Genomic DNA, 10,791 nt, shown 5'->3' with positions numbered 1-10,791 from the left:
TCCAGGATGTTATCGTTCATCCAAAATCCAGGGTCTACCGGGAACATGATCGTTCGTCCTTTATCGAAGAACTTTCTGGCACCATCCTCCGAACCTCCCAAACTCACGGCAAACAAATGCTGTTTAGTTTTTCTGGTAATCGTTGGCTAGGGTTGCACCTTGGCATGACTGGATGGCTTCATTCAGAATCCAAAAGCTATTCTCCAACGAAACACGATGCATTAGTCTTAACTCAATCCAAGCAAAAGCTCGTCTTTCGAGATCCTCGGCAATTTGGTCGATTACGCCTTCACATCGGAAAAGAACTACCTGCCTGGTGGACCGAACAACCCATATCTATGCTCAAGCCATCCTTCGATAAAAAGATTATAAAGGATGCCCTTGTCAGGCATAAGAAAAGACCAATTAAAGCCCTCCTTCTTGACCAACGCTACTTCCCTGGTATGGGAAATTGGATGGCAGATGAAGTTCTTTGGCGTGCCTGTATTCATCCAGCTTGCAGAAGTGGAGAAATTAAAAAGCCTTTATGTGATATTCTTTTCCAGGAGATTCTATTTGTCGCCCGCGGAGCGATGAAGTCAGTTGGTATACACGGAGGAGACCCACCAAAAGGCTGGCTATTTCATCATCGATGGAAAGATGGAGGGATTTGTCCGAAATCTAAAAACCTTTTGGTCAGGGAACAGATTGGCGGCCGGACGAGTTGCTGGTCTCCCGCCCGTCAGTCCATGGAGCTAGCCAAATAAGTTTTTGCCTGTTGGCAATCTTTACGAATTTGAGCCTTTAATTCGTTCACTCCCGAAAACTTTTTTTCCGACCGTATAAAAACGTCCAAGGACATGGATAAATTAGTCCCTGCTTTCCAAATTGAAGAATTTGGAGATTCCAAGCAATGCACCTCGAGGATAGGTTCACCAGCATCTACTTCGACCGTTGGGCGCAATCCGTAATTTGCCACTGCTGGCAACACTTGCCCTGAGTTTAATTCCTGCACCCGGCCAGCATAAACCCCTAAAGGAGGTTGAGCCTCCGGACTCCACGGTAAGTTAAGCGTGGGAAAGCCAATCTTTCCACCTAATGCCTTTCCTTGCTGGACTGTTCCTAAAACCGAATAGTTTCGACCCAACATTTTTTTTACTTTCTGCATCTTAGCAGATGCCAAAGCTTCGCGAATACGAGAGCTGCTAATTGTAATATCCTCAAAAATTAAAGAATCAGCCACGCTCACCCTAAGCCCGTCCTCTTCTCCATAGCTTGCTAAAGATTCTGAATCGCCCGATCGATTCTTTCCAAAACGAAAGTTTTTCCCCACGCAAACTGCCCGAAGATTAGGAATTCGAGCTTGTAAAAAAGGTAAGAAATCAACTGCTTCCACCCCTGCTAATTCCTGATCAAAAGGTTGTAAAATAACCGCTGACATACCGGATTGGATCAATTGTTCAGCCTTACCACTCGGACTCATCAACAAAGAAGGTTCTTTGCCTGGCCTTAAAAAAGCAGCGGGATGTGCAGGAAAAGTCAGGGCAGCAGCTGCAGCGCCCTGACATTGATCTGCAGTCTGAATAACTAAGTCTAAAACGGCTTGATGCCCACGATGGACCCCATCAAACATCCCAAGAGCCAAGCACACATCGCCTTCCCATTCCTGGCCGAATCGAGCAATCGATTCATAAACTTTTTTCATGCTTAAAAAACGTGAGAAGGAACAGCTTCGCGAACGGGGATCAGGTGGTTATGAAATTCCCCCAAGGGTACTTCATTAATTTCCTCAAGAGTCAGGGAATTGGCTATATCAAACTGATCGATTTTAGTTCTGCGCAAAGCTTTCAGGTGTGCACCGCAATCCAATCGCTGTCCCAAATCATGAACGATAGTGCGAACATATGTCCCCTTGCTACAATCCATAAAAAAATCTCCGGTCGGGGAAGTCCAACTTTTGAGAGTTAATTCATTGATGCGTATAAACCGGGGTTCACGCTCTACTATTTTTCCTTTACGAGCCATCTTGTAGAGTGGGACACCGCCAATTTTTTTTGCGGAAAACATGGGGGGAGTTTGGTACTGATCACCCAAAAAGCTCTCCATCTCTTTGATCAATCTTTCCTGAGTTATATCTTCATTAACTGGTTTTTCCGCAATTACTTCTCCATCAGCATCCTGGCTGTCGGTCTCCACACCCAAGTGGAAAGTGCCTTCGTATGCCTTGTCCAAGCTAATTAAGAACTGGGAAACCTTAGTGGCTTTACCGATGAGCATGATCAATAAACCCGTGGCCAAAGGATCAAGGGTACCAGCATGTCCGATCTTCTTCATCCTTAATTTTCGGCGCAATCGATCGACCACATCATGGGAGGTGATTCCCTGAGGTTTATCAACCAAAAGAATTCCCTCAAACTCCATATCTTGACGATTATTCATAAAACATCCCCCTGCTCTACCGATTGTAAATGCTTACCGATCTCTTCAACTAATCGGTCGTACAATTGATCCAAAGTTCCGGAAAGATTAAACCCAGCAGCACAAGCATGACCTCCGCCATCAAATTTCTTGGCAAGTAAATCTACTCGAAACTTAGAATCTTTAGCCCGGAAACTTCCCTTAATATTGCCCGCTCTCTCTTCAACAAGAACTCCGATATCAACCCCTTCTAGAGAGCGTGCATAATCCACAAAGTTTTCGGCATCTTCCGGCTTAGTCCCAGTCTCCTGGTAGAAATTATCCTTAATACTGCCAACACACACCCGATCTCCAAATTCCATACGAAAACTTGCTAGAAATCGTTGGAGCAATTGGATACGCCCGGGTTTTTCTTTCTCATAAAGTTCATGAGCAATTCCAGAAGGACTTGCCCCTCTCTCGCACAGCATGCGACAAACTTCGAAAACCGACGCATTGGTTCCTGCATAACAAAACTGTCCGGTGTCTGTACAAATCCCAAGGTACAGAGCCTCCGCAGTTACCTTGTCGACCTCATATCCGGAATCGAAAAAGAATTTTGAAAGAATTTCTCCCGTTGCTGAAGCATCACTGAGTATAAAATTCTCTTTCCCGTACAGGGTATTGGAAACATGATGATCAATATTTAAATCAACTTGGGGAAATCGTTTCAGCAAAATTTCTCCGACCCGGGCATGATCAGCACAATCCACGGTGATAATTTGATAATCCCCATCGGGAACTTGTTCAGGTGAGCAAAAAGGGGTATCACCTACAAATTTCAAAAGCGTACGGGGAATGGGATCATGATTAACCGCACGAACATTTTTACCAAGAGAAAGCAGGACCCGGGTCATCGCAACTTGAGAACCAATGCAGTCACCATCGGGACGGCGATGACCAAGCACCAAAATAGGTAGATCTCTTAATTGGCAAATTGCTTGGGCAAAAGAGGCGGATTGATCGAGGAATAGACTCATGGATTTAGCAAAAATGAAAACCCTAACAGAAAGGCATGACGAGGAAAAGCATGGAACTTAATCACTCAGGAAGTAAAAAACCTTCCGGGTCCACATTTCTGGCTTTTATAAGTTCCTCATCAATTCCTAGCCCTTTTAGAATCAATTCTCCAGAAACTGATTGGTAGGAAAAACCAGGCAGCAAACGACCCAATGTTCCATGCCTGTGTCCAGGTTGTATGGTGTCTCCCTCGTTTTCATTTGGCAAATTCAAGGCAATCAATCCATTAAGAGGACTGGCCAATCCTGTTACCCGATAAGATGATTTGCCCTCCTTAATGGTTTCCTTTTTCAGTACCTCCCATTCACCGGTTTTAGATTCAAGTACCGTTCGGTTGTTTAAAAGAGGAAACCAAGGGAACCACTGCTCATACCACACAAATGAACTTTTTTCTATTAGTAATCCTTCACAATTTAAAAGGTTGGTCTCTTTTAATCTTATCCAGTTTGTGTAGATAACGCGATGGCCTTCAGCAAAATGCTTAGTGACTGCCCGTACCCTTTTCGCCCACTCATTCGCAGGATTTGGTAATTCGATGATTGGATCCCGAATTGCTTCAATAAAAGAATCCCATTTAATTTCCAAACCGTTTTGGTTAATCAAAAATATACCGGATCTTTTTCGGAAAATTTGCCTACATAATTGGTACTTCATTTCTTCATGTGAAGGCATTCTTTGATTAAAGGACAGTCGCCCAAGCTCCAAAACCTCTTGCCTGACTGATTCAGAAGATGCTTGATTAAAACTTATTGGACTCCCCACCCGCACCGACATGCGGTAAGGAAAGAAACGGGGAAACTTCCAGAAAAAACTTCCTCCGGACCGGCTAAAAACCGATCCCCAAACCCCATCAAGGTAGACAGGTAGGATGGGAACTTTTCCGTACTTTGCCAAGAGCACTGAACCTCGCTTGAAGCCTAGGGTAACTCCGACTCGGGAAATTCCCCCTTCGGCAAATAAGCACAAGGGAACTCCCCTACCCAAGCGTTCAATTGATTGACGAAAGGAGGCAAGCGATTTGCTCGAAGAGATAGTTAGGGTTTCGGTTAGGCGAAAAACCCATTTAAGAATACGGGAATTGGCCAAATCAGCGTGTGCAAGGTAGCGAACTTTACGAGGAAACGCAGCTCCTATAAAAACAGGGTCGGCATAGGATAAATGATTACTGACCAATAAAACGCCTCCCCGTTCCGGGAAATTTTCCATACCCTCGATTTTAATTCGATAGAAGATACGTAGAAACAGATGGAACCAGACACGAAGAAAATCTTCAAATAAACAAATAAAAGAGACTAAAGCGACAAAGCCGAGTGGAACGATGAGAACAAACATTTCCTCTTTTGCAGTCATTCCAAAAACATTGGAAAACAAGGCATGAGTCCCGATTAGGGAGATTCCGCCCAATTGGGTAAGCAGGTTGGATGCGGCAAGGATTTTCCCGCGTTCTTGCTCCCCTGCACGATCCTGCAAATATCCGTTCAAGGGGACAAAAAATAATGCTCCAAAAAAACCAAGGGAGATGCAAAGGAGCTCAAAAATACCTCCAGGTGCAGTAGCTTGGTACAACCCTACTAAACTTAGCGTCATACCAATCGCTCCGATCGGACATAAACCGAGCTCAATTCTTCCACGATTTAAATAAGCACAAAACAAACAACCAACCATGATGCCCATTCCCATAAGTAAAAACCAATATCCGTAAAGACTCCCCATTCCGACCTTCCCCACGGTAACCTCTCCAGAAAGTTTGACTAACAAAAGGTAAAAAAAGCCACCCACTGCCCAAAAACAGGCATCCCCCAAGGCCGCCCACTTTATGCCTGGACGCTTTAAAAGATCGACCAGATCACCAAGATGAGAATACAAAATTTGCGGGTGGAAAGGTCGGGTCTTTAAAACCTTGGTTTCAGGAGTTGGCAGATAAACCAACCACGAAACAAGGGCGAGTCCGGCAATTAACAAGGTGATAGCCTGGGCGGTTGCCCAACCGCCAAGACCAACAACCCAGCGATCAAAAAGAACGGCACCAGAGAAAGCACCAACTAGTATACCCACAATGGTAAGCATCTCCATCCACCCAACCGCTTTGCCAAGTTGTTCATAGCCCACCATTTCTTTAAGAATGCCTTTCTTAGCGGGTGACAAAAAGCTGGACTGGGTGGAGAGGAAAAAAAAGCCAACCATACAAATAGCAAGGCTTTGGAAACTGGTTCCCGCAGCCAAAATACCTAACCCGATCAATTGAGCCAACAGGCTGACTCCAATTACCCTTTTTTTAGAAAATCGATCCGCAGTCCAACCGGCTAAAGGAGCAAAGATGATAAATGGAAGAATAAGGAGAAAAGAAACTTGTTGGTTCACCAAGTCCATACTTTCCTTGCCAACATGATAGGCTGCGAGTACAGGCAAAAATGCTTTCACCGCGTTATCATTGAACGCCCCGATCGTTTGGGAGACCAGCAAGGGAATGGTCCGGCGAAAAGCAGGCATGGTGTTAGGCATAATGTTATATTTTGACCTGCTTCGAATCCATGGCGATTTCATTCGCCCCCCTACCATTTGATGGTTGCCAGGCAATTTTACTTTAAAACTAACTTCAGAAATGAAATCCATTTACATTTTATACCTTTTTTTTAATGGGCTCTGCCTTTTGGCCTTCAGGCAAGCAGCCAAATATTCTCACTATTTTTTTCGGATTATAATACCTTTGTCACCAATTCCATATGCACCCCGATCCGAGCAGATGTACTTACAGGCAAACACAATCATTTAAATGGTCAGTTAGCCAATGGCCAAACCTTTGACTGAACTCAGCAAACCTTCCCTAAACTTTTTTTAAATGGGAGACTATCAAACCGCTACGCACGGTTCAAACGAGTCGGAAAAAAAATTAAAAAATATTTTCAGCTGCACGAGCTAGATCAAAATCCAATTCAGTGACCTTGCCCCCAGCATCATGGGTATTTAAAGCAAGTTCCACTCGGTTGTAGCAATTAAAAATTTCGGGATGATGGTTTCGATTTTCGGCTTCATAAGACAAACGGACCAAAAAGGCCATCGCCTCTGGAAAATCATTGAACTTATATTTTTTCTGCAATTTATTATCCTCAAAAGTCCATCCCGGAAGACCTTTTAAGGATTCGGTAATTTGTACCTCGTTCATGGGATTAATCATCGGTTGAAATCGTTAGTCCAAGCTTTCCTCGTTGTCAATCGGTCCTGAACCCGTTGAGATAGGATTTTCCAATTTCCATGCTTGAACTCACGCCCGAAGAAAAAAACAACCTTCCCCGACATGTCGCTCTGATTATGGACGGCAATGGTCGCTGGGCCCGTTCTAGAAAGATGCCCAGATTATTCGGTCATCGAAACGGGGTGGAAAATGTTCGGGCCGTTGTTAATGCCGCCAAAGAAGTGGGCGTTCCTTACATTACGCTTTATGCGTTTAGTACCGAGAATCAAAACCGTCCCAAGGATGAAAAATCCGGCTTAATGAAACTCCTTGAGGAATTTCTTAAAAAAGAATTTCGATCAATGATGGAAGATGGTATCCGACTGCGGGCAATTGGGGATCTTTCCGGCCTACCAGGTTTTGCCCGCAAAATAGTGGAAGACACCATCGATGAAACTCGCGACAATGACCGTTGGAACCTCACTCTCGCTTTAAACTATGGTAGCCGCCAGGAGGTTCTCCAGGCGATTTCCAAGTATGGTCAAGATAACCCTGCATCCGACCATATTCCTACTTGGGAAGAATTTTCTCCTTATCTAGAAACCTCTGATCTTCCTGACCCAGACTTGATCATTCGTACGTCAGGAGAATTTCGCCTGAGTAATTTCCTCCTTCTGCAAGCAGCTTATGCGGAGATTTTCGTATCCCCCTTACACTGGCCCGATTTTGGTAGAGATGCTTTTATCCAAGCACTATCAAACTATGCCCAACGAGAACGCAGGTTTGGAAAAACCAGCGAGCAAATACAACAACCTGCCCAACCATTAGCCTCATCATGATCTTGCGTACTATTGCCACCGTAATCCTATGGGGACTGCTCGGAATTATTGTCTATGGACTAAAAGAACCCGGAGCAATGTGGATCCTGAACCTTTGTGCAACTCTCACTTTATTCGAAGTTTACACAATCCTTGGAAGAATTGGTTTTGCCGCTAATCGTATAACCGGACTAGTTACCGGGGCATGCATGATTCCTATCGCTTTTTATTTCCCAGGTGCGGGCATTGATGCACTCGCGGTTGGGGCATTATTCTCCTCCGCGGCCTGTGTAGTTTTCCCGCAAGATCAACGCGGACTCTATGTAAAGCGCTTATTGCCCACCTTTTTCGGTTTATTATTCGTCACTTTTCTACTTCACTATTTTGTAAGAATTTTGCGGATCGTCGAGTCTCCAGCTGATCCCCAAGCACTCGGATTTGGTCTCTTTTTCTGTTTATGGATTGTGTTCGTTGCGAAATTTAGTGATATCGGTGCCCTGCTAGTTGGAAAAACTATTGGCCGTACGAAAATGGCACCATCGATCAGCCCGGGTAAAACGGTGGAAGGCTTACTTGGAGGATTGGGGGCCTCTGCAGGAATTGGAGCTTTGATTCCATGGCTGGCGGAGAATCACCTTTCCCATCTTTTTGATTTTGGAGCCTGGTCTCTCGATCCCTCACAAGGAGCGTGCTGGGGATTGGTCATAGGACTCGTGTCGGTCATTGGAGATTTGATTGCATCTGTATTGAAACGACTCGCAGGCATGAAAGATTCCGGTGGGTCCATTCCTGGGATTGGTGGATTACTCGACCTTACGGATAGCTTGATCCTGTCCGCCCCAGCCGGATATTTTATCATATTATTGATCCATCCATGAGCTTCCCAAGGAAGCTTATATTATTAGGAGCCACTGGCTCGATCGGTAAAAGTTCACTGCGGGTAATCCGCAAACACCCGGATAAGCTAAAACTGATCGGCATATCGGCATACCAAAAAGCAGATGAACTCGCTTCCATTGCCCGAGAATTTGGAGTGCAGAAAGTTCATTTACATCAGCCACCCGCTTCTCCGCCTGCACTTCCATCTGGATCTAAATTGTCCACTGGGGCTCATGCTCTTACTGAACTTGCAGGCTGGGACGAGTCAGATGTTGTATTGGTTGCCGTAGTTGGTGCGGCCGGACTTGCCCCCACCCTTGCAGCACTTGAAGCCGGCAAGGATGTGGTCTTGGCAAACAAAGAATCTTTAGTGGTAGGAGGCGAACTAGTCATGGAGACCGCCCGTCGAACCGGAGCCCGTATTTTACCTGCAGACAGTGAACATAATGCGGTTTTTCAATGTTTGCAGGGACAACCTGAACAAGCCTTGGATTCCCTGGCCCTGACCGCATCTGGCGGACCTTTCCGGGACTGGCCAATCGAAGACTTAAATAAGGCAACTCCAGAACAAGCCATGCGTCACCCCAATTGGGACATGGGCCCAAAAATTACGGTAGATTCAGCAACCATGGCCAACAAGGGCCTTGAATTAATTGAAGCAAAATGGCTTTTTGATCTCCCTCCAGAGAAGCTCCATGTTCTGATTCATCCGCCAAGTATTGTTCATGCAATTGTTCGTTTTTCGGATGGTTGTAGCTTCGCCCAAATGTCCCCCCCATGCATGACCTTTGCCCTACAAAACGCACTACTCTTCCCAGAACGTTTTTCCGGGGTCGAGCAGGGGTTGGACCTTTCCTCTGCTATGGAACTTTCTTTTTCGCCACCCGACTTGGACCGTTACCCCTGCCTCAGTTTGGCGAGGCATTCTTTGGAACAAGGTGGATGTGCTCCTTTAGTGTACAATGCAGCCAACGAAATGGCAGTAGATGCCTTTCTCTCGAATCGAATTGGCTTTGGCAAGATTTCCCGCATGATTGAAATTACTTTGAACCACTTCGATTACCGTTCAGTTCACGCACTTGAGGACTTACTTGCCCTCGACCAAGAAGCCCGATCCCTTACCGAGCAAGCGATTTCTCAGGTCGCTTAGTCTCATCCCTCTTTCTTTTTAGTCATGACCATGCTCTTCGACATTGCTTTTTTGTTTATTGCCCTCTTTGCCCTGGGTTTCACTATTTTCATTCACGAACTCGGACATTTTTTAGCTGCCCGCCAGCGTGGGCTGACCATCACCCGCTTTTCCATTGGCTTTGGACCCAAGCTCTTTGGATGGACCCGTAATGGTGTAGAATATCGGTTGTCTGCCATTCCTTTCGGGGGCTATGTCGCCCTCCCGCAGTTGTCGGATATGGGGAGATTAGAGGGTAATGAAGAGCAACGGAGGCAGGACTCCCAAGATCCAGTAGAACGCCCATCTGCCTGGGATGATTTTGATGAGGATGAGGATGAGGCACCTAAAGATGAACCGATGCCCAAGATCACATACACTGACAAGATGATCGTTTCGGTAATGGGGGCAGTTTTCAATGTTTTGCTCGCATTCACTCTATCCTCTGTCTTGTGGTTTTTCGGGTACGATGTCACTGATGCACAGTTGACCAACAAGATTGGTTATGTTGCAGATACTGTGGAACGCTGGAATCCTCTCGTGGAAGAAGGTGAAGAGGTCACCTCACCTGCTAAGAAAGCTGGCCTTTTGCCTGGTGACGAAATTTTGACCGTTGATGGATCCCTCGTTGATGACTTCATGGACATTCAAAACCGGATCATTACCGGCAAGCAACAAACGGCACAAGGCAGAAGACTTCTCAATTTATCGGTTTCAAGAAACGGCAAGGAAGAAAAATTTGAAATCTACCCCGAAGTCTGGGGTCCGGAAGAAATGAGGGTAATTGGGATCGGTCCAAAAGAAACTTTTTTCATAGGGGAATTATCACCAGGCATGCCTGCTGTAGAAGCTGGTCTTCAAGTTGGAGACCAACTGGTATCCATGAATGGAGAAGTGATTCATTCCTTTGCTCAGCTCGTTTACATGTTGGAAAAAACGGATAATAACAAAAGCATTTCCTTAGTTGTCTGCCAAGGTGGTGAAGGAGGTCCAGAACGAACCGTTGAATTACTTCCGGTTGAAAAAGAAATTATGGTTGGCGGAGCTCCTAGCATTCGTCGATTAATCGGATTTCGTCCAGAGTTCAAAATTGTTACCACCTACCCAAATCCCCTTAGCTTAATTTATAGCAGAGTAAAAGACATGTACCTAACCCTTAGCGGACTGGTCAGCCCCGCATCTGATGTAAAACTCCGTAACATGAGTGGACCAGTGGGTATTGTGAATCACCTGAGTGTGTTTGCGAAGATCGGCTTTAAGAAACTTCTTTGGTTCGTTGTTTTTATTAATGTGAACCT

10 protein-coding genes are annotated in these 10,791 nt (G+C 45.4%); 5 read left to right on the top strand and 5 right to left on the bottom strand.

Going from position 1 to position 10,791, the window contains the following annotated elements:
- Positions 1 to 746: DNA-formamidopyrimidine glycosylase family protein (locus tag ACKPQ4_RS04995; protein WP_407680109.1), on the top strand; the 746-nt coding region annotated here is incomplete at its 5' end.
- On the opposite strand, the gene ribF is transcribed toward ACKPQ4_RS04995, so the two are convergent.
- From ribF to ACKPQ4_RS04970, 5 genes are all read right to left on the bottom strand, one after another.
- Entirely contained in the window at positions 722 to 1,684 is a 963-nt protein-coding gene (gene ribF / locus ACKPQ4_RS04990; protein WP_407680108.1) for a riboflavin biosynthesis protein RibF, read from the bottom strand. The genes ACKPQ4_RS04995 and ribF overlap by 25 nt on opposite strands.
- A 2-nt stretch (positions 1,685 to 1,686) precedes the next feature.
- Positions 1,687 to 2,418 carry a tRNA pseudouridine(55) synthase TruB gene (gene truB, locus ACKPQ4_RS04985; RefSeq protein ID WP_407680107.1) on the bottom strand — a complete coding sequence of 244 codons (732 nt, stop codon included), beginning with the start codon at positions 2,416 to 2,418 and terminating at the stop codon, positions 1,687 to 1,689.
- Positions 2,415 to 3,416, bottom strand: a complete 1,002-nt coding sequence (locus ACKPQ4_RS04980; RefSeq protein ID WP_407680106.1) for a DHH family phosphoesterase — start codon at positions 3,414 to 3,416, stop codon at positions 2,415 to 2,417. The genes truB and ACKPQ4_RS04980 overlap by 4 nt, the downstream gene beginning before the upstream one ends.
- Before the next feature lie 61 nt (positions 3,417 to 3,477).
- Positions 3,478 to 6,000, bottom strand: coding sequence for an MFS transporter (locus tag ACKPQ4_RS04975; RefSeq protein WP_407680105.1), 2,523 nt, complete (start codon positions 5,998 to 6,000; stop codon positions 3,478 to 3,480).
- Positions 6,001 to 6,346: 346 nt separating this feature from the next.
- A complete protein-coding gene (locus ACKPQ4_RS04970) occupies positions 6,347 to 6,619 on the bottom strand; it encodes a 4a-hydroxytetrahydrobiopterin dehydratase (protein ID WP_407680104.1) in 273 nt (90 codons plus the stop codon).
- Between the two features lie 89 nt (positions 6,620 to 6,708).
- Here ACKPQ4_RS04970 and uppS point away from each other — a divergent pair, with 89 nt between their 5' ends.
- The 4 genes from uppS to rseP all read left to right on the top strand — a co-directional run.
- Positions 6,709 to 7,467: a polyprenyl diphosphate synthase gene (gene uppS, locus ACKPQ4_RS04965; protein WP_407680103.1), complete on the top strand. Its 759-nt coding sequence runs from the start codon at positions 6,709 to 6,711 to the stop codon at positions 7,465 to 7,467.
- Positions 7,464 to 8,324, top strand: a complete 861-nt coding sequence (locus ACKPQ4_RS04960) for a phosphatidate cytidylyltransferase (RefSeq protein ID WP_407680102.1) — start codon at positions 7,464 to 7,466, stop codon at positions 8,322 to 8,324. Before uppS ends, ACKPQ4_RS04960 begins: the two co-directional genes overlap by 4 nt.
- Positions 8,321 to 9,475, top strand: a complete 1,155-nt coding sequence (gene dxr, locus ACKPQ4_RS04955) for a 1-deoxy-D-xylulose-5-phosphate reductoisomerase (RefSeq protein ID WP_407680101.1) — start codon at positions 8,321 to 8,323, stop codon at positions 9,473 to 9,475. The genes ACKPQ4_RS04960 and dxr overlap by 4 nt, the downstream gene beginning before the upstream one ends.
- A gap of 30 nt (positions 9,476 to 9,505) precedes the next feature.
- Positions 9,506 to 10,791: RIP metalloprotease RseP (gene rseP / locus ACKPQ4_RS04950; protein ID WP_407680100.1), on the top strand; the 1,286-nt coding region annotated here is incomplete at its 3' end.

Source organism: Candidatus Chordibacter forsetii (assembly GCF_964187505.1).
In the GTDB taxonomy this organism is placed as follows: Bacteria; Verrucomicrobiota; Verrucomicrobiia; order Opitutales; family Seribacteraceae; genus Chordibacter; species Chordibacter forsetii.
The sequence above is the reverse complement of the archived record's forward strand: the minus strand, read 5'-3'. Positions and strand labels throughout refer to the sequence as shown.